At 66.8% G+C, this 18,553-nt stretch carries 16 protein-coding genes; 15 read left to right on the top strand and 1 reads right to left on the bottom strand.

Annotation, left to right across the window (positions count from 1 at the left end; genetic code table 11):
• Positions 1–4: 4 nt before the first annotated feature.
• From SNOV_RS09860 to SNOV_RS09810, 12 genes are all read left to right on the top strand, one after another.
• Positions 5–1,378 carry a hypothetical protein gene (locus SNOV_RS09860; RefSeq protein WP_013166776.1) on the top strand — a complete coding sequence of 458 codons (1,374 nt, stop codon included), beginning with the start codon at positions 5–7 and terminating at the stop codon, positions 1,376–1,378.
• Positions 1,379–1,658: 280 nt separating this feature from the next.
• Complete coding sequence (locus tag SNOV_RS09855; RefSeq protein ID WP_144295975.1) at positions 1,659–3,089, top strand: NADH:flavin oxidoreductase; 1,431 nt, start codon at positions 1,659–1,661, stop codon at positions 3,087–3,089.
• The gene (locus SNOV_RS09850) at positions 3,082–4,656 is read left to right on the top strand and encodes a cytochrome c (RefSeq protein ID WP_013166774.1); all 1,575 of its coding nucleotides are present in this window, start codon (positions 3,082–3,084) and stop codon (positions 4,654–4,656) included. Before SNOV_RS09855 ends, SNOV_RS09850 begins: the two co-directional genes overlap by 8 nt.
• The gene (locus SNOV_RS09845; RefSeq protein ID WP_013166773.1) at positions 4,653–5,084 is read left to right on the top strand and encodes a hypothetical protein; all 432 of its coding nucleotides are present in this window, start codon (positions 4,653–4,655) and stop codon (positions 5,082–5,084) included. Before SNOV_RS09850 ends, SNOV_RS09845 begins: the two co-directional genes overlap by 4 nt.
• Complete coding sequence (locus SNOV_RS09840; RefSeq protein ID WP_013166772.1) at positions 5,081–6,553, top strand: c-type cytochrome; 1,473 nt, start codon at positions 5,081–5,083, stop codon at positions 6,551–6,553. The genes SNOV_RS09845 and SNOV_RS09840 overlap by 4 nt, the downstream gene beginning before the upstream one ends.
• 25 nt (positions 6,554–6,578) lie before the next feature.
• The gene (locus SNOV_RS09835) at positions 6,579–9,437 is read left to right on the top strand and encodes a c-type cytochrome (protein WP_013166771.1); all 2,859 of its coding nucleotides are present in this window, start codon (positions 6,579–6,581) and stop codon (positions 9,435–9,437) included.
• On the top strand, positions 9,437–11,242 hold the full coding sequence (locus SNOV_RS09830) for a GMC family oxidoreductase (protein WP_013166770.1): 1,806 nt from the start codon (positions 9,437–9,439) through the stop codon (positions 11,240–11,242). Before SNOV_RS09835 ends, SNOV_RS09830 begins: the two co-directional genes overlap by 1 nt.
• A gap of 200 nt (positions 11,243–11,442) precedes the next feature.
• Positions 11,443–12,666: a tyrosine-type recombinase/integrase gene (locus SNOV_RS09825; protein ID WP_187291105.1), complete on the top strand. Its 1,224-nt coding sequence runs from the start codon at positions 11,443–11,445 to the stop codon at positions 12,664–12,666.
• A gap of 134 nt (positions 12,667–12,800) precedes the next feature.
• Entirely contained in the window at positions 12,801–13,001 is a 201-nt protein-coding gene (locus SNOV_RS09820) for a helix-turn-helix transcriptional regulator (protein WP_013166768.1), read from the top strand.
• Positions 13,002–13,073: 72 nt separating this feature from the next.
• On the top strand, positions 13,074–13,331 hold the full coding sequence (locus SNOV_RS23430; RefSeq protein ID WP_013166767.1) for a hypothetical protein: 258 nt from the start codon (positions 13,074–13,076) through the stop codon (positions 13,329–13,331).
• On the top strand, positions 13,315–14,157 hold the full coding sequence (locus tag SNOV_RS09815) for a DUF7146 domain-containing protein (RefSeq protein WP_013166766.1): 843 nt from the start codon (positions 13,315–13,317) through the stop codon (positions 14,155–14,157). The genes SNOV_RS23430 and SNOV_RS09815 overlap by 17 nt, the downstream gene beginning before the upstream one ends.
• Positions 14,157–15,425, top strand: a complete 1,269-nt coding sequence (locus SNOV_RS09810) for an AAA family ATPase (RefSeq protein ID WP_013166765.1) — start codon at positions 14,157–14,159, stop codon at positions 15,423–15,425. Before SNOV_RS09815 ends, SNOV_RS09810 begins: the two co-directional genes overlap by 1 nt.
• 193 nt (positions 15,426–15,618) lie before the next feature.
• Here SNOV_RS09810 and SNOV_RS09805 read toward each other — a convergent pair whose 3' ends face one another.
• Positions 15,619–15,840, bottom strand: coding sequence for a hypothetical protein (locus tag SNOV_RS09805; protein WP_013166764.1), 222 nt, complete (start codon positions 15,838–15,840; stop codon positions 15,619–15,621).
• A 519-nt stretch (positions 15,841–16,359) separates the two neighbouring features.
• Here SNOV_RS09805 and SNOV_RS09800 point away from each other — a divergent pair.
• The 3 genes from SNOV_RS09800 to SNOV_RS09790 all read left to right on the top strand — a co-directional run bounded on the left by SNOV_RS09800 (position 16,360) and on the right by SNOV_RS09790 (position 18,526).
• Positions 16,360–17,436, top strand: a complete 1,077-nt coding sequence (locus SNOV_RS09800) for a hypothetical protein (protein ID WP_013166763.1) — start codon at positions 16,360–16,362, stop codon at positions 17,434–17,436.
• Between the two features lie 128 nt (positions 17,437–17,564).
• Positions 17,565–18,104, top strand: a complete 540-nt coding sequence (locus SNOV_RS09795) for a hypothetical protein (protein ID WP_013166762.1) — start codon at positions 17,565–17,567, stop codon at positions 18,102–18,104.
• Entirely contained in the window at positions 18,083–18,526 is a 444-nt protein-coding gene (locus SNOV_RS09790) for a hypothetical protein (protein WP_013166761.1), read from the top strand. Before SNOV_RS09795 ends, SNOV_RS09790 begins: the two co-directional genes overlap by 22 nt.
• Positions 18,527–18,553: the final 27 nt, after the last annotated feature.

The following is an 18,553-nucleotide window of genomic DNA, read 5'->3' as shown; positions in this document are numbered from 1 at the left end:
GACAATGGCCGACATTGCCGGACTTGAATACACGAAGCTGCTACTGGCCGCCGATGGTAGCCTCGCGCCCGGTGCGACGGCGGACTACCCGGCCGGTGTCACCGATGTGATCGTCATCTCCCATGGCTGGCATGTCGATCCGGACGACGCGGACGGCATCTATCACAAGCTGATCGGCAACCTCGTTGCCGAAGCCGGCCGGCAATGGGCGGGCGCCGGCAGGAAGTTCGGCGTGGTCGGCATCTTCTGGCCGTCCGACAAGTTCCGCGACGACCTCAGCGCCGAGGGCTTCGTGCCGGCGCCTTCCGGCACCGGCACCGGCGCCGCGGCGGCATTCGGCGATGCGAAGGAGACGGCGCTGCTCGCGCAGGCGAAAGACCTCGCCGCCTTCCTCCAGATCGGGGATGCCGATGAATTTCTTGCCGAGGTGAAGCGGGCGGCCAAAGGCAACGGCAAGAACGGCGATGCCGAGGTGCTGGTCAAGAGGTTGCAGAAGGAGGTCCGCAAGCGACGCGGAGGGAGGAGCGCGAACCTCGCGCGCATCCGCAAGGAGACCGAGCGCGAGCATGCCGAGCTGCTCGATCCCGCACGCCGCCGCCGGATCATCGCCGATCTGGCCGCGCAGGGGACGCCGGGCGCGATCAACAACCTGAAGGCCGGCGGAGCGGCCGCCGCCTTCAAGAAGACCGGCCGGGGGGCGGCGCTCGGCGTGCTGTCCGGCATCCGTGCCGGCGTCGCGCGGCTTTTGAACCAGTTCGCCTATTTCGAGATGAAGAAGCGGGCCGGAGTCGTCGGCACCGAGGTGGGGCGGCGCCTCGTCGCCGCCGCAGAGCTCGATGGCGTGTGCATCCATCTCGTTGGCCACAGCTTCGGCGCCCGCCTCGTCACCGCGGCGGCGCTCACCATGGGACGTCGCCATCCGTCCAGCCTGACGCTGCTGCAGGGCGCCTTCTCGCATAACGGCTTCGGCACCGGCATCGTGCATGACGGCGAGACGATCGACGGCGCCTTCCGCAAGGTCGTCGCCGGCAAGCTGGTGGACGGCCCGATCGCTGTCACCCACACCTGGAACGACACCGCCGTCGGTCTCGCCTATGCGGCCGCGTCGCGGGTCAGCGGCACTGTCGCCAGCTCCATCGGCGTCACCCGGTGGTTCGGCGGTCCGGACGACATCTTTGGCGGCCTCGGTGCCAATGGCGCGCTGCGCCTCGCCACCGGGGAAGGCTCGTCCTCGACCTTCGACGGAAAAAGCGTGCCCGCCTTGCGGGACTGCCACGTCAACAACCTGCTCTGCGACTTCATAGTGGACCACAACGACGTCACGAGGCCGGAGGTCGCCCGCATACTCAAGGCGTCGCTGGCGCTGCAGGGCAGCTAGTGCCGGCCTGCGCGGACGCGGTAAGGATCGCCCCGCCTCTTCGAGCCTTGCGTGACCCCAGAAATGGTGCGGGAGATTTCCCTTGCGTGCAGAATTTACCTTCTCTAAGGTAAAATTGTGTATTCGCAGTCTTAATATTTGAACTAAATTCGTTATTTCATAAGAAATGTTCTGGAGTTGCGGTCGCGCGCCGTTCGGTGCGTGATGTTGCTTACCTGTTTCTGTGGCTGATGCGTGCAGCTGGCATGGGGGCGGTATCGTGTATGCGCCGGACAGGAACGTGTCCCACGAGGACAACGCAAATCTCATCTTCTCGTCGCTGAAGTTCCGTCATCTCAGCGTCAAGAACAGGCTGTTCCGCTCGAACGTCTCCGGGATGTTTGACGAATATAACGGCCATGGCGGCCATACGCGGCTGAACTGGGAGGAGAAGTTCGCCCGCGGCGGCGTGGGCTGCATCATCTCCTCCTTCACGCCCGTGAGCGTGCGCGGACGCATTCTCGTGCGCTACGCCATGATCGACGACGACGACAAGATCCCGTTCTGGCGGGCGGTCGGCGAGCGGGTGCATCAGCATGACTGCAAGTTCCTGATGCAGCTCAGCCATTCCGGCCGGCAGCAGGATCTGGGCGGCGTCGAGAACCTGTTCAATCGCGGCCTCAGCTCGACAGGAAAGAGTGATTATTTCCACGGGCTGCTGTCGCAGGCCATGACCAAGGACGAGATCGCGCAGGTGGTGGCGCAGTTCGCCGCCGGCGCAAGGCGGGCGCGGGAGGCCGGGCTCGACGGCGTCGAGCTGCACGGCGCCAACGGCTACCTCATCACCCAGTTCCTGAGCTCCGGCATCAACGACCGCACCGACGAATATGGCGGCTCTTGGGAGCGGCGGGCGCAGTTCGTGCTCGACATCATCCGGGCGATCCGCGCCGAGGTGGGGCCGGACTTCCATTTGCAGATGAAGATCAACGGCGTCGATCACAATGACTGGCTCTATCCCTGGCAGGGCAAGGGCAACACGCTCGACGACACCGTGAAGATCTGCCGGTTGCTGCTCGACGGCGGCAAGGGGGTGGACGCCTTCCACGTCTCCAGCGGCTCCACCTTCCCGCATCCGCGTAACCCGGCCGGCGACCTGCCGATGCAGGACCTCGCGCGCTGGTATGACGGCATGCTCTCGCAGGGCACGCGTACCTGGTTCAACTACGCGATCTTCAACAGCTCGCTCGGGGCGCGGCTGTTCCGCCGCTACTGGATCTGGCGCCGGGGCAAGATGATCGAGGGCATCAACGCCGCCTATGCCCGGGCTGTCTCGGATGTCGTGAAGAGCATGGACCCGACGGTGAAGGTGCTGTGCACCGGCGGCTTCCAGCATGCCGACGCCATCGCCGACGCCATCCGCAGCGGCGCCTGCGACGGGGTGAGCATGGCGCGCCCGCTCATCGCCAATAACGACCTGCCCAAGATCCTCAAACAGGCCAACGGGCCGCCGCCGGGCAAGGAATGCACCTATTGCAACCGCTGCCTGGTCAACGACCTGGAGAACCCGCTCGGCTGCTACGACCTCACGCGCTTCGACGGCGACGACTTCGACGCCCGCTATGCCGCCATGCTCAAGGAGGTGATGTCGGTATTCGAACCGCCGCTCTACGTCGCTGCGCCGGCGAAGACGAAGAAGCCGGCGCCGCCCGTCGCGGAGACGGCCCATGGCTGAGGCGGACAATCAGCGCCGGACGCCGGTGGAGATCATCGTCGGGCGCCGCCGGCGCTGGCGATGGCTGGTGCTGCTGCTGATCCTGGCGGCGGTCGCCTACTACCTGATCTTCGTCAACCAGTACGTCGTCGCCTATGGCGACGAGGACAGCCATTTCCTGCACGGCTCGATCGGCAGCGAGACGGCGACGGGTCTGCCCTACTGGGTCTTCAAGGCGCTGCCGGTCATCTATGCCGACAGGCTCGGGCCGCAGGGCTACCGCCGCTTCGGCTTCCTCTATGCGGACGAGGTCGTCTTCGACGGCGGGCCGCAGGGCGCCTATGGCGGTGCGCGCGAGAACGACCTGCCCATCGGCTTCTCGCGCCGGGTGGTCTCCGGCGTCGAGCGGATCTGGCTCAACTGCTCGGTCTGCCATGTCGGCACCTACAAGCTGCCGGGCGACGGCAAGCGCCACGCCATCGCCGGCGCGCCGTCCAACAACCTGCAACTCCACGCCTTCATCCGCTTCCTGCTGGAGGTCGGGCGCGATCCCGGCTTCTCCGCCGACCGCCTCATCGAGGCCATCCAGAGCGAGGAGGTCGGCGGAAACCTCAACGTCTTCGAGCGGCAGATCTACCGCTACATCGTGTTCCCGCGGGTGAAGGCGGCCTTGCTCGACCTCGGCAACCGCCTCGACTTCGTCTACCGGCAGGAGGATTGGGGGCCGGGGAGGGTGGACACCTTCAATCCCTACAAGGCGATCCAGTTCAACTTCCCGATGGGCCCCGAATTCATCAGCGCCACCGCGCTGAACGGCTCCTCGGACTATCCCTCGATCTGGAAGCAGGCGCCGCGCGAGGGCATGAACCTGCATTGGGACGGCAACAATTCTTCCGTCGCCGAGCGCAATCTGAGCGCCGCGCTGGGCGCCGGCGTGACGCCGCCCACCGTCGACCGCGCCGCCATCGGCCGCATCGAGGGTTGGATGTGGGAGCTGCCGCCGCCGGCCTTTCCCGATCCGAAGCGGATCGACAAGGCGAAGGCAGAGAGGGGCGGGCGCCTGTTCGCCGCCTATTGCGCCGGATGCCACGGGCAGGGCGCGGCCGGCGGCTATGACTACGACACCCGCCGCCATCCGCGGCTCGGGCAGGTGCAACCGCTGGAGGAGATCGGCACCGACACCGGCCGCTGGGCCTCCTACACCCGCGAATTCTCCGCCGCGCAGAACCTGCTCTATGCCGGCTATCCCTGGCGCTTCCGGCATTTCCGCAAGACCGGCGGCTATGCCAATCAGCCGCTCGACGGCATCTGGGCCCGCTCGCCCTATCTCCACAACGGTTCCGTGCCGACGCTGCGCGATCTCCTGGAGCCCAGCGCCCAGCGACCCGCCATCTGGTTCCGCGGCAGCGAGGAGTTCGACCTCGACCGCGTCGGCTACCAGTCCGACGCTGCCGCCGGCAGCGAGCTGTTCCGCTACGACACGACGCGGCCGGGCAACGGCAATGAAGGCCATGAGGGCCGCCGCTACGGGACCGAGCTTCCCGCGTCCGACAAGGATGCCCTCGTCGAATACATGAAGACGCTATGACCGAGCCGCAGAGCCTCACCAAGTGGAAGTTCCGGCATGCGGTGCTGATCTGGATCGGCATCGTCGCGAACATGGCCTTCGCGCTGCCGCTGCTGTTCTGCCCCTCCGTGATCCTCGCCTTCTTCGGCATCCCCGACGATCCGGCCGCATGGCCGCGCCTGTCGGGGCTGCTGCTCGGCATCGTCTCGATCTTCTACATCCCCGCCACCATCGACATCGACCGCTACCGGCTGATCGCGTGGCTGGCGGTGTTTCCCTCGCGCACCTTCGGCACGATCTTCTGCATCACCATGGTGTTCGTGCTCGGCCAGCCGGTCGGCCTTCTGGCCGGCGCGGTGCTCGACGGCACCTTCGGCGCGGTGACGCTCTACTGCCTCATCAAAATCGTGCGGCTGGAAGCCGCTATCGCGCAGGGGACGACGCGATGAGGCTGCTCTTCTGGCGCGCTCTGCTGGTGCTGCTGATCGGCCTCGTGGTGCTCGCGGTGGCCGCCTGGCTGCTGCTGCTTCGTCCGGTGGCGCAGCCGGCGACCAACGATCCCGCCCGCCTGTTCAACCACGGCTCCATCGGCAATGAGGAGACGCAGGGCCTGCCTTACTGGATCTGGCGGGTCATGCCGGCGGTGTTCCCGGACCTGCTGCCGCGCGGGCGGGACGGCTACGGCTCTATCGGCATGTTCTGGGCGCCGGGCGACGAGGTGCCCATCGGCTTCTCGGTGATGACGCTCGGCGTCATTCCGCGCGTCGCGCCCAATTGCGCCTTCTGCCACCAGAGCAGCTACCGGCTGAGCCCCGACGATCCCGCCCGCCTCGTCAGCGCCGGCGTCGGCGGGCGGGTCGACCCGCAATCCTATATCCGCTTCCTCATGCGGGCGGGGACGGACCCGCGCTTCACCTCCGACCGGCTGATGCAGGAGATCCAGGCGATCTATGCGATGCCGCTGTGGGAGCGTGTGCTCTACCGCTATCTGCTGATCCCGGCCACGCGCTCGGCGCTGAAGGACCAGGCGCAGCGCTTCGCCTGGATGGCGAGCCGGCCGGACTGGGAGCCGGGGCGCATCGACCCGTTCAACCCGGTCAAGTTCTACAATCTCGGCCTGCCCGACGACGGCACCATCGGCAATTCCGACATGATGCCGCTGTGGCGGCTGTCGATCGTCGACCCGACGCCGCTGCGCCGGCCGGCGCTGCACTGGGACGGGCTGCTGACCGACCTGCATGAGACCGCGGTGGCGGGCGCCATCGGCGACGGCATGACCTACAAATCCTATCCGCGCACCCGCGAAACCCTGCAGCGGATGGAGGATTTCGCCCGGCTGCAGGCGCCGCCGCCCTCGCCCTTCTCCTCGATGAGGCGCGAGGGCGACGCCTTCCATGTGCCGGCATCGGCGGTGGCGGCGGGCAAGGCGATCTACACGGCGCAGTGCGCCGTCTGCCATGAACCCGGCGGCGCACGATTCCGCACGGTGATCCCGATCGTCGAGCTCGGCACCGACCGCCACCGGCTCGACATGTGGACCCCGGAGGCGGCGGAGCGCTACGGCAATTACGAGGCGGACTATCCCTGGGGCTTCCGCTACTTCCAGAAGACCGACGGCTATGTGGCGACCGAGCTTACTGGGCTGTGGCTGCGCGCTCCCTATCTGCACAACGGCTCGGTGCCGACCCTGCGCGCCCTGCTCATGCCGCCGGCCGAGCGGCCGGCCAGCTTCTATCGCGGATCGGACCTGATCGACGCCGCCAATGGCGGCTTCGTGAGCGCAGCCGACGCCGAGCCGAACCAGCTCTGGCACTACGACACCAAGCGGCCCGGCAACGGCAAGGACGGCCACCTTTGGGGCACCGACCTGCCGCCGGCCGAGCGCGAGGCGCTGCTCGCTTTTCTGAAGACGCTGTGAGGAAACCGGACGACGGGAGGACGCCATGGCGAAGTCGAAGGGCCGCATCCGGCGCATTCTGCTGCGCACCGGGCTGGTGCTGGTGGGGCTTGTCGTCGTCCTCGCCGTCGTCGCGGCGTTCTTCGCGTACCGGCTGCTCGAAGGCGACACCGCCGCCTTCGGCAACGTCGAGGACGAGGCCAAGCTGGCGCAGCGCACGCCGCAGAGCCTGCCCGCATCCTCCGCTCCCTATTTCGCCGCCATGGACAAGGGCCTGCTGCTGCCGCCGGCGTCGGGCCAGCCCTATCCGAAGGAGATAATGGAGGTCGCCGCAGAGACCGGCCTGCCGCCCGAGGAGGTGCGCCTCGCCGCCATACGCGGCCAGAACAGCTGGATCGTCTGGACCGGCGGCAATGACCGTTTCTGGGATTTCGCTGCCCGCAACGCCTTCGGCTCCTTCGACCTATTGAAGACCGTCTCCTCGCATCCCGAGCAGGACTATGGGCGCCATAATCGCTGGCGTTATCTCGGCCTCGTCAACGAGCCCTGCTTCACCGGGGCCAAGGGACCGGACCAGAAACGTTTCGGCCTATGGCTCGACCAGCGCATCGAGGGCTGCGACGCGGGGCCGGACCCGTTCGGCGGCAATGCCGAGGCGAACAAGGTCTATCCCGGCGTCAAGATCGGCGCGCGCGGTGTGGCGCTGCCGGCGGGGTCGTTCTACGGCGAGCCGAGCGGCGTCATCGGCCTGCGGCTGTTCCCGAACCCGGATTTTAACGAAGCCGCCCGCAAGCTCTGGGATCCCGTGCGCTTCTACACCGACGAGAAATACTACAACGACACCAACCTCGTGCGGCCCTACCGGGTCGGCATGTCCTGCGCCTTCTGCCATGTCGGGCCGAACCCGATCAATCCGCCGAAGAATGTCGAAGAGCCGGCCTTCGCCGAGCTGACCTCGAACCCGGGCGCGCAATATTACTGGGTGGACCGCATCTTCTTCTGGAACACCGGGCCACGGAAGCAGCCGGGCGTGCCGGCGAAGAACGAGGGGAACTTCCTGTTCCAGCTCTTCCACACCAACCCGCCCGGTTCGCTCGACACCTCGCTGGTCTCGACCGACTACATGAACAACCCGCGGACCATGAACGCGGTCTACGAGGTGCGGGCGCGCGTCGCCATCGCCGCGAAGATCGGCTGGGAGAAGCTCAAGGGCGGCGAGACCGACAACCGCCAGTTCCAGGACTACCAGCAGACGAGGGCGCTCAGCGCGCTGTGGGACCCCAAGAGCAGCCTCTCCGCCTCGATGCGGGTGCTGAAGGACGGCGCCGATTCGGTCGGCACGCTCGGCGCGCTCAACCGCGTCTACCTGAACATCGGCCTGTTCAGCGAGGAATGGCTGCTGCACTTCCGCCCCTTCATCGGCGGCCAGAAGATATCGCCGATCAAGATCGCCGACGCGCAGCGCAATTCGGTCTACTGGAATGCCACCGAGGACCGCACCGCCGACATGGCGATCTTCTTCCTCGTCACCGCGCGGGCGGACCGGCTGAAGGATGTTCCCGATGGCGCCGGCCGGCCGGCGGAGGCGGACCCCGCGCTCGTCGACCGCGGCAAGGTGGTGTTCGCCGAGAATTGCGCCGCCTGCCATTCCAGCAAGCAGCCGGAGCCGCCGGCCAGCGCCGGCGTCGACAGCGGCATCTGCGTCGGGGGCGGCGCCGGGCCGCATTACCGCGAATGCTGGGACCGCTACTGGTCCTGGGCGCAATCCGATGCTTTCAAGCGCGGCATGGTCGATCTCGTCACCGAGAAGACCCGTATCGGCAATGAAGGTTTTCTGGAGAATAACTATCTCTCCACCGACCGGCGCGTGCCGCTCGACCTCATCCGCACCAATGCCTGCACGGCGATCGCGACCAACGGCCTTGCCGGCGACATCTGGGACAATTTCACCTCCAGCTCCTACAAGAGCCTGCCGCCGGTGAAGGAGGTGACCGTCTATCACCCGGTCTCCGGCGCGGCCATGCCGTTCCAGCCGCTCGGCAACGGGCGCGGCTATATCCGGCCGGCCTCGCTGGTGAGCCTGTGGAGCACGGCGCCCTACCTTTCCAACAATTCCGTTGGCCACGAGGAATATTTCAACCGGGCCTACAACCGGCCCTCCTACGGCGCTCCCGCCCCCGCTGTCGCCTCGGCGGGAGACACGCCCGCGGCCGGCTACGCGCCGGCACCCACTGCTGGCTATTCGCCGGCGCCCGCGGGCAATTATGGCTATGGCGGCGCCACGACCTGCCCGGCCGCCGACGCCTCCGACCCGGACATGCCCTGCGTCGCCAACCGGCTGGCGCTGTTCGACCGCTCCATCCGGCAGATGCTCTCGCCCGAAACCCGCCGCCGCGACACGCTCACCACCGAGCCGGTGCCGGGCTATATCTACCGCACCACCGCGCCTTCCTGCCTGAAGGCGCCGGCGGGTTTCATGCCGGCCATCGTCCAGCGCTTCGGCGGCACGCTCCACAAGGTCGCCGGCTGGCTGTTCGACCCGGATGGCGGCGTGCATATCGGCCCGTTCCCCTCCGGCTTCCCGATCAACGCGCTCGTCAACACCAAACTGCTGCCCGACAATGACGAGCCCGACGTCTGGCGCCACTACTGGCGGCTCGCTGTCGCCGGACCTGGCCTGCTGAAGTCCTTCATCGCGCTCGGCGGCACCTGCACGGCCGAGGACCTCGCCAACCCGGAAGTGGATGCCCGCGCCCGCGAGGTGGTGGCGCAGACCGGCCTGATCGACAAGCTGGTCGGCCTCAGCAAGTGCCCGGACTATGTGGTCAATCGCGGCCATGAGTTCGGCGCGGATCTGAGCGCGCCGGACAAGGAGGCGCTGATCTCCTATCTGCGGACCCTCTGATGTCCATGCAGGCCGGGGAGAGCTTCGACTACGTCATCGTCGGCGGGGGCTCGGCCGGCGCGGTGCTGGCCGCGCGGCTGGCGGAGAACGGCGCCCGCGTGCTGGTCCTGGAGGCGGGCGGCGATCCCTCGGCGTCGGAGCCGACCGTCCCGCCGCCGGAGCGCCCGCTCGAGGCGGATTACCGCGTGCCGGCCTTCCACGCCTTCGCTTCCGAGCATCCCGTCATCTCCTGGGACTACTGGGCCCGCCACTATGCCGACACGGACCGGCAGAAGCAGGACTGGCGCTACAGCGAGGCGCAGGACGGCGTGCTCTATCCGCGGGTGCGCGCGCTCGGCGGCTGCTCGGCGCATCACGCGCTGATCATCGTGCGGCCGAACGATCTCGACTGGAACCACATCTGGCAGGTCACCGGCGACGAGAGCTGGAAGGCCTCGCGCATGCTCGCCTATTTCCGCCGCATCGAGCGCTGCCGCTACCGCTTCTTCGGCTGGCGCTGGATGTCGCGGCTCTTCGGCTGGGACCCGACCGGGCACGGCTGGAAAGGCTGGCTTACCACCGAGCTCGCCGTGCCGCTGCGCGCCTTGCGCGACCGGCGCCTGCGCAGCGGGCTGCTGCGCTCCATCCAGGCCGCAGCCGACGGCTATCACGGCACCAGCCTCGAATGGGAGACCAATCGGCTCGACCCCAACGAGACGCGCTGGTGGAACCCCTTCGCCAGCGGCATAAGGCTGGTGCCGCTGTCGACGCGCAAGCACGCCCGGCACGGGCCGCGCGAGCGGCTGGAGGAGGTGCGGCGCAAACATCCCGATCGGCTGGAGATAAGGCTCCACGCCGAAGTGCAGCGCATCCTCGTGGGCGGCACGCCCTTGCGCGCCGAGGGCGTCGTCTACCGCCGGAACGGCGTCGAGGAGACGGTGAGGGCGTCGAAGGACGTGGTGCTCTGCGCCGGCGTCTTCGAGACGCCCAAGCTACTGATGCTCTCCGGCATCGGCCCCAGGCCGCAGATCGAAGGGCAGGGGATCGCGCCGGTGGTCGACCTGCCGGGCGTCGGCGCCAATCTGCAGGACCGCTACGAGGTCGCGGTGGTGAGCCGCATGAAACGGCCCTGGCACACGCTGGCCGGCGCCACCTACACCACGGCGGACAAGTACTATCGCCGCTGGCGCTGGTTCGGCCTCGGCAACTACACGAGCAACGGCATCCTGTTCTCGGTCGCGCTCAAGTCGCGGCGCAACCTCGACGTGCCCGACCTCTACTGCTTCGCGCTGCTGGCGGACTTCCGCGGCTACTACAAGGGTTATTCGGAGCGCATCAAGAAGCGCGACTACGTCTCCTGGGTGATCCTCAAGGCGTACACCGGCAACACTGCCGGCCATGTGCGCCTGCGCTCGCCCGACCCCGCCGCGGCGCCGGAGATACTGTTCCGCTATTTCGAGGAGGGCAACGGCCCGACCGACGACCTCGACGCGGTGGTCGAGGGCATACGCTTCGTGCGCACCATCGCCGACGCCATGGATGACGACGTGGCCGAGGAGGAGGAGCCGGGCCGGCACCGCGACACCGATGCGGAGCTGCGCGACTATGTCCGCGCCAATGCCTGGGGCCACCATGCCTGCGGCACCTGCGCGATGAAGCCGCGCGAGCAGGGCGGGGTGGTGGATAGCCGTTTCAAGGTCCACGGCGTCGAGGGGCTGCGGGTGGTGGACGCCTCCATCTTCCCGCGCATCCCCGGCTACTTCCTCGCCACCGCCGTCTACATGATCGCCGAGAAGGCCGCCGATACGCTGCTGTCGGGAGAGTGACGGCACGGCCTGCCATGGCGGGGCAGCAGCGTGCCTTCGCGCGCACCGGCAATCGCATGTCCAACTATGTGAGCGATGAAGGAAAAATGGCTCCCTGAGCAGGAGCTAAGGCATTGTTTTTGCTGATTTTATTGACAACCTTTTTCGCTTTTCCCTAAAGTCTAGCCCATGTTCGGCTGACTTTCTCAACTCTGCTGAACATGCAAGCAACCGACCCGCAGTGGGGAAAATGGTGGGGGCGGAATTTGGCTCGGAGTCTTCTAACGGCCCTGGCGATTAAACACGCCAAAAAGGACAAGTTGTCCGACGGCGAGGGGCTGTACCTGCACCGCGCTAAGAGCGGCACATGGTACTGGACGTTCATATACACCCGGCACGGTAGGCGGCGCGAAATGAGCCTCGGCCCCTATGGCGCTGGCACTGGGCAGGTGTCGATCGCTGCGGCGCGCCGGAAGGCAGATGAGGTCCGCGAGATCATCGGCGCCGGCGGCAACCCATTCACCGAGATGGCGGAGCGCAAGGCGCGCGTGCCGCTCGTCACCTTCGGAACGGTAGCCGACGAATATATCGACGCCATGAAGAGCCAGTGGCGGGGCAGGGCGACGGAAGCCGGATGGCGCCGCGTGGCGACAGTCTATGCAAAGGGGCTCCGGCGCATCCCGGTGGCCGAGGTGACGACCGAGGATGTCGTGCGGGTGCTGAAGCCGATTTGGACCAGCATGCCGGAGACTGCGCAAAAGACGCGCGAACGCGTCAAGCTGATCCTTGATCACGCGAAGGCGAGGGGCATTCGCACCGGCCCGAACCCAGCCGAGTGGAAGGGGCACCTGGACCAGATACTGCCCCGGCGCGACCCGCTCCAGAAGCGCAATCACGCCGCCATGCCGTACCCGGATTTGCCGGCGTTCATGGCGGCGCTTCGGAAGGCGAACGGCACGGCGGCGCGGTGTCTTGAGTTCACCATCTTAACTGCGGCGCGATCGGGAGAGGCGAGGGGGGCTGTCTGGTCCGAGCTCGATCTGGCGGCCAAAGTCTGGACCATCCCGGCGGGCCGGATGAAGGCCGGCAAGGAGCATCGCGTTCCGCTTTCTGCCCGCGCCGTGGAACTGCTCGAGGTTCAGAAGGCGAGGGCGCTTTCAGATCTCGTGTTCCCCGGCCAGTCCGCGAAGCGCCAGATGTCCGATCCGGCGCTGGCTAAGGTGCTGACTGCGAATGGCGGCACAGGCTTCACTGTCCACGGTATGCGGTCGGCATTCCGCGACTGGGTTTCGGAAGAGACGGACTTCCAGCGTGAGGTGGCCGAAGCGGCGTTGGCCCATGCCGTTGGCGATCAGGTGGAGAGGGCTTACAGGCGGGGTGACGCGCTGGCGAAGCGCAGGCTGCTTATGGACGCGTGGGCCTCATTCTGTGCCGGCTCCAACTAGAAACATGTTCACAGCGGCGGACATCTCGCTCAAATCGACCGGCGTTTTTCGCCTCCGAGAACTATATTGTCAGCATAGTTAACTGCGGCCCGAAAGGGCGAAACCCCTCGACCCACCGGCACCCGGAGATACCCATGCCGGACAACGACAACTACCCCCTCGTCTCTCTCAACGACGTCGTGAAGATGACGTCGCTTTCTCGCACCGCGATCAACATCAAACGCGCCGCTGGTACATTTCCAAAGGCCGTCTCGCTCGGTGAGAAGCGCGTAGCTTTCGTACGCGCCGAAGTCATGGCGTGGATCGAAGACCGCATCGCGGCCCGCGCCGCCTAGACCTACCGGCCGGCCACCACGCCGGCGACGCTCGCCCCGATTGGGCAATCCACCATGTCATAGGAGGCGCCCATGCGCATCCTGTCCATCCGCCCGGCACCGCCGGGAACGGACGGGCGCGCCATTGCGCATTTCGACGTCGAACTGACGCCAGACCTGCGGCTGTGCGGGCTCCGGCTGGTCGAAAGCAATGGCCGCTATCTGACCTACGCCGCCAATAGCCACGGTCGCCCTACAGCGACCTTCAGCCGCCACCTCGCAACTGAACTGTCGCGCGCCGCTAGCGCCGCTCTTCGCGAAGGAATCGCTTTGAATGAACTCGCTGCGTAATCTTGCCCGTGCCCTCGGCGGCAACATCGCCGGCCACAACACGGTCGCCTGCCCTGGCCCCGGCCACAGCCGCCACGACCGTTCCCTTTCGGTGACCTTCACCGGCGACGACTTCGTCGTGAACAGCTTCGCCGGCGACGACTGGCGCGTATGCCGCGACTACGTGCGCGCCAGCCTTGGCCTGACCGACGAGGCTCCCGCCCCTCGGCCGCCATCCCTTATCGCGGCAACCGATCCGGCGCGCACCGCGTTCGCGATGCGCATTTGGGAGGAAGCAGTCCCGTTCCGCGGCACCATCGGTGCCGCATATTTGGCAACCCGTGGCCTCTCCTACGATGGCGACGCCATCCGATTCCATCCGGCCTGCAAGTTCGGTCAGGAAGACCATTCTGCCATGGTCGCGGTCATGACCGACATCATCACCGGCGAGCCCTGCGGCGTGCATAGGACCGCGTTGCTGCCCGATGGCAGCGGCAAGGCGGGTCCGGGCAGGATGATGCTCGGCCGCGCCAATGGTGCTGTCGTGCGCTTGTCCGCAGACGACTCTGTCACCACGGGCCTCGCCATCGCCGAGGGCATCGAAACCGCGCTCGCCGCGCCCTTCCGGCCTGTGTGGGCGTGCCTCTCGGCCGGCACAATGGCCGCCTTCCCCGTGCTGCCGGGCATCGAGGCGCTCACCGTCTTCGCCGATAACGACGCCAGCGGAACCGGCGAGCGTGCTGCGAACGAATGCGGCGCACGCTGGCACGCTGCTGGTCGGGAGGTGACGATCGTCGCGCCGGCTTCGGTGGGAACCGATATGGCCGATTTGGCGGAGGCGGCGTGATGGTGAAACTCAACGCGCTCATCACCGCCAAGAGCGAGCCCGGCAAGCCCTTCACGCCCCTAAAGGCTGCCAACGACAACGATGCCGACGGCAAGCTGAAACTGGTGCGCGCTCTCGATTTCGACGAATCCGCAATCCCGTTGCGGCAATGGATCGTGCCGGGCCTGCTGATCAGGCGGCATCTCTCCGTTCTGGTTGCCCCGCCGGGTGCAGGCAAGTCGTTGTTGACGCTGCAGACGGGGCTGGCCGTCGCCGACGGCGAGCCTTGGGGTGGGTTCCGCCCGCGCGGACCGCATACCGTCATGGTCGTCAACGCCGAGGACGATGTCGATGAGATGAAGCGTCGCTTGGCGGCCGCCACCAGGGCGATGGACGTGGACCGAGCCGAACTGGCGGACCGGATTTACCTCGCAGAGGATCCGGCGAGCATCGTCGTGGCGCAGACAGACCCAAAGACGAAGACGGTCACACGGTTGCCGCTGGCCGACACGCTGATCGAAACAATGAAGGGAAACGGCATCGATGTGCTGGTGGTCGACCCGTTTGCCGAGACCTTCGAGGGCGATGAGAATTCCAACTCGGAGGTGAAGTGGGCCGCCGCGATTTGGCGCGACGTAGCGCGGCAAGCAAATGCTGCCGTCCTGCTGGTTCACCACGTCTCAAAAGCGCTATCCGCGGCTCCTGGCGACATGAACGCTGCTCGAGGTGGCAGCGCTCTTGTCGGCGTCGCGCGCACGGTGGTGACCCTATTTGGCATGTCGGAGGCCGACGCAAAAATCATGGGCGTCTCCGAGGCAGAGCGGCACATGTACGTCCGCTTCGACGATGCCAAGGCTAATCTGACGCTCACCACCGGAGCCGCGAAATGGTTCCGCAAGGAGACGGTTCGCCTCGCGAACGGCACGATGGAACAGCACGGCGATGACGTGGGGGTGCTGCACCCATGGACAGCGCCCAACGCGATGGACACTGTGACGACGGCTATCGCCAACGCGATCCTAGACGAGCTTGCCGCCGGCGTGCTGGACGATGGGGGCAACCCCACCGGGTCGCGTTTCGCCCTGACTGATACGAGGCGTGGAGTGCGATGGGCGGGACACGTCGTGATGCGCCACGTTGAGGTGTCGCCAGAGCAGGCAGCGAGCATCCTGAAGACTTGGCGCCGAAACGGTGTGATCGAGGAGGCCGAGTACCATGACGAGGCGGAACGTAAGACACGCAAGGGCGTCCGAGTAGTCGACGCAAACCGCCCCGGCCGAGCCGCATAATATATGCGCCACCGCCGTAATTTGGTGGCGCATTGGTGGCGCATCTGGATTCAGAATTTCGGCTGCGCCACCACCAAATTGCCCTAGGTAAAAATCGGTGGTGGCGCACGCGCCATCCACCAATTGCGCCAGTGGCGCACTGGTGGAGCACCACCCGATTATTTCACCGCCGGGCAGAGCAATCGCGTAAGCCTCACGCCACCCGCCGCAGTGGGACGACCGCGCCGTCGTCCACCTCAACCTCGATGACCAGCCGCCGGAGCTCGGGGCAACCGGCCATGACGCCCCATCCCAACGCGACTAGTGCCGCTTCATCGTATTCCGGGGCGAGCGGCTGCACCGTCACCACCAGTGCGCGGGTGTCCCGGTCGAAACGCAAATTGCTGCAGTCGATGTCGAACTTCCGGTCGAGCATGGCTCCTCCGTCGCGACCACAATCAAAGCGTGAACAAACACGCCCGGCAAGTTACTTCGAGGGGGGCGGCCAGGCGCACTCGTCGGCGCCCCCTCAACCCACCCCCACCGGGGGCGCCACCAAACTCGCCGCCCTCGCTGCTGCGTACCGGCGCGGTTCTCGAGCGTCGCTAATCGTGTAGAAAAAAAGTTCGCGGAAGCAGCGGGGGGGCGCCTCCAAAGTCTCGGCACGCACACCGAGGAACGGCGGGGTCCCCTCGGCTTAGCGCTAATACAGATTTTCCTCACGCGTGTGCGCAAGCGCGTGGGCGTGCGCGTGCGGGGCCACAGCCGGGCCGTGGCGGCGATCTCGAGGGCTGGGGGTGTTGAGGTAGCCCGGACGACGAACGGCCGTCTGGGTGCAATTCTGTGCACAGCGGCTGACATATAGTCGAAATCGACCGGCACTTTTCGCCCGAAAACAACACCTACTACTCAGAGGCTCGCGCAGACGGGCTGCACCACACCTGCGAGGTTCCCAATGAATCTGACCGGCACGTCTTGCCGCTCCCCGGCCGAACATCGCGCCGCCATTGCCGCTTGGCGCGAGAGCGCCCCGGCGAACGATTCCGATATCATCCCGCGCCACCGGGCCGGTGCCGGAAAGCCCGACTTTGAGCCCCTGTTTCCCGCCCTAAAAACGTGGCGCGATCTCTGCGAACCGGCCGCACCGCTGAGTACGAATTGGCTCTCCGCTGCCGCGAACGACGACGAGCCTGATGCGGAGGACGATAAGCGTCCCGATCCGCCCCAGATCGAGTCCCGGCACGAGATCCGTCCCCGCGAGCGCGAGATGACGAAGGCCATCCGCAGCGGCGATACAGAGCACCATGAAAATGGCGCCCTGGCGCGGCTGGGCTCGCTGAGGTTCGCATCCGGCGAGACTGCTGAGCGGGCATTGGTGCTGGGCGAGGATGGCAAGCTCCGTAAGGCCGACATCCCCGTACCCCGCGGTGCGCTGGTGGCATGGCAAGCGCGCGACGGCAGGCGCGGCCGGCCTGTGGTCGACAGGTTTGCGGCGCCGAAGGGGGCCGGCGAAGACCAAGAGGACACCGCCGCCCGTAACGCATGGCTGGCCGAAACTCTGGGAGCCCAGCCGGCTCGATACGTCGAACGTACCCGTTCTCCACGCCGACTCCCGCCAGGCCTCCCGAATCCACAGCTACCGCCGACCAACCTGCCGTTGAACGAGGCGCGGGCTTTCTGCGGCCTCCCGCCCGTGGCCGCCAACGACAATCGCCCCGGCCTGCCATGCGCGTCGGAGCAGCCGCTAGACAGCTTCCTGGGGTTGCGCTGCACGTCGACAGGTATTGCGCACCACAGCAGTGGCGGCCCCGCGCTGGAGCGGCTGGAGGCAGCAGGCACGGCCGCGCTGTTGCGCAAGAGGCTTGGAGCCGACGACGTGCGGGTGCTGGACGCCGCTATGGAGGCACAGAACTTCCGCGAGATCGGCGAGATGTTTGGCTATCATGACCGACACGCCGAGAAGGCTGGAAAGCAAAGATTGCTGTCCGCGGCAGCGCACCTGAAAGAATTATTGCAAAAAGACGCCGCCTGACGCCGCTTTTTGCCATCTGGCGCGGATTACATGTAGGTGGTCCCTCGCAGGACACAAACTCGGCCCGGCCAAGTGCCGGGCTTTTTCTTCGAACCATCAATCGTAATTTCTATGAATTGGAGCGTGACATGCGGAAATCGCACGTCGCCGACATCGTCGCGCGCCGACTAGGCGTCGCGCCGTCGCGCGTTGCCAACCTCACGGCGAGGCTCGCGGACGCCGGCCTGGTGAGCAAGGTGGAGGGCAGCCGTCGCCACCCGCCTGACTTGGCCGAGCACGAAGTCGTGCGGCTGGCGCTCGCCGTCATGACCGACAGCGGCCTCGGCGATGTGGTGAGGAACGTCGAATACTTCGCCTCCCTACGCGGCCCTTTCGGCCGCTTCGACGCGGTGCTTGCGGACCTCTTGTTCGGTCCGCCGCGAAGCGTGCGCCACCTGATCGTCCGCCATCGGCCGCCGGGCGTGTCGATGGTCGTCGACGACGAACATGTCGAGTTCGGACTGCCGGGGGCAGAGGGCGGGGCCACCGACGCCCGCATCATTTCAGGTGCCGCCCTGGCGGCGATCGCTGCCGAGTTGCGGGGTCTGTCGGCAGGCCAGGCGGATGCCGTCGCGGCGGCGAGCCGCATTATTTCAGGAGGTCCACCATGGACATCGACGACTTGCTAGCTGAGGCCAATTCGCTGGCCTCGGAACTACAGCCCGCCCGAAACCAGCCACACCGCCAGCAGCCCCGCCGCGAGACGGGCCGCTTCGGCTGCCGCATGCCCGCTGGCTGCGGCTTCGACCGCTTCGACGCTGCCCGCTGGGCGCTGGAGGTCGCCGCCGCCGAGGTGCCGGAGGCCGGCGTGGCCTGGGAGGCCTCGCACCCCTGGCGCCTGATGCGCAGCCCGCCGCCCCTGGCCGCGATTCCGGAAGGCTTCGTAGACGCAGTGGCTGCGGCTCGCATTGAACTGGCTGCAACCTATCCGGCCCGCCGGCACGAACGCTATGCAGATGCCCTGACGCGCCTTGAAGGCAAACACCCTGACTGCCCTCCGCCGTCGGCGGATGACGTCAAGATCGTGCGGGCACTGCACGACGAATACTAATGCTACGGCGCCGGGATGGCGCGGCAT

The sequence above is a fragment of the Ancylobacter novellus DSM 506 genome (assembly GCF_000092925.1).
GTDB classification, from domain to species: domain Bacteria; phylum Pseudomonadota; class Alphaproteobacteria; order Rhizobiales; family Xanthobacteraceae; genus Ancylobacter; species Ancylobacter novellus.
The sequence above is the reverse complement of the archived record's forward strand: the minus strand, read 5'-3'. Positions and strand labels throughout refer to the sequence as shown.

Bases quoted from the DNA above. Each gene is read 5' to 3' on its own strand.
- SNOV_RS09860 (WP_013166776.1), top strand. From the start codon at position 5: ATGGCCGACATTGCCGGACTTGAATACACGAAGCTGCTACTGGCCGCC.
- SNOV_RS09850 (WP_013166774.1), top strand. From the start codon at position 3,082: ATGGCTGAGGCGGACAATCAGCGCCGGACGCCGGTGGAGATCATCGTC.
- SNOV_RS09845 (WP_013166773.1), top strand. From the start codon at position 4,653: ATGACCGAGCCGCAGAGCCTCACCAAGTGGAAGTTCCGGCATGCGGTG.
- SNOV_RS09840 (WP_013166772.1), top strand. From the start codon at position 5,081: ATGAGGCTGCTCTTCTGGCGCGCTCTGCTGGTGCTGCTGATCGGCCTC.
- SNOV_RS09835 (WP_013166771.1), top strand. From the start codon at position 6,579: ATGGCGAAGTCGAAGGGCCGCATCCGGCGCATTCTGCTGCGCACCGGG.
- SNOV_RS09830 (WP_013166770.1), top strand. From the start codon at position 9,437: ATGTCCATGCAGGCCGGGGAGAGCTTCGACTACGTCATCGTCGGCGGG.
- SNOV_RS09825 (WP_187291105.1), top strand. From the start codon at position 11,443: ATGCAAGCAACCGACCCGCAGTGGGGAAAATGGTGGGGGCGGAATTTG.
- SNOV_RS09820 (WP_013166768.1), top strand. From the start codon at position 12,801: ATGCCGGACAACGACAACTACCCCCTCGTCTCTCTCAACGACGTCGTG.
- SNOV_RS23430 (WP_013166767.1), top strand. From the start codon at position 13,074: ATGCGCATCCTGTCCATCCGCCCGGCACCGCCGGGAACGGACGGGCGC.
- SNOV_RS09815 (WP_013166766.1), top strand. From the start codon at position 13,315: ATGAACTCGCTGCGTAATCTTGCCCGTGCCCTCGGCGGCAACATCGCC.
- SNOV_RS09810 (WP_013166765.1), top strand. From the start codon at position 14,157: ATGGTGAAACTCAACGCGCTCATCACCGCCAAGAGCGAGCCCGGCAAG.
- SNOV_RS09805 (WP_013166764.1), bottom strand. From the start codon at position 15,840: ATGCTCGACCGGAAGTTCGACATCGACTGCAGCAATTTGCGTTTCGAC.
- SNOV_RS09800 (WP_013166763.1), top strand. From the start codon at position 16,360: ATGAATCTGACCGGCACGTCTTGCCGCTCCCCGGCCGAACATCGCGCC.
- SNOV_RS09795 (WP_013166762.1), top strand. From the start codon at position 17,565: ATGCGGAAATCGCACGTCGCCGACATCGTCGCGCGCCGACTAGGCGTC.
- SNOV_RS09790 (WP_013166761.1), top strand. From the start codon at position 18,083: ATGGACATCGACGACTTGCTAGCTGAGGCCAATTCGCTGGCCTCGGAA.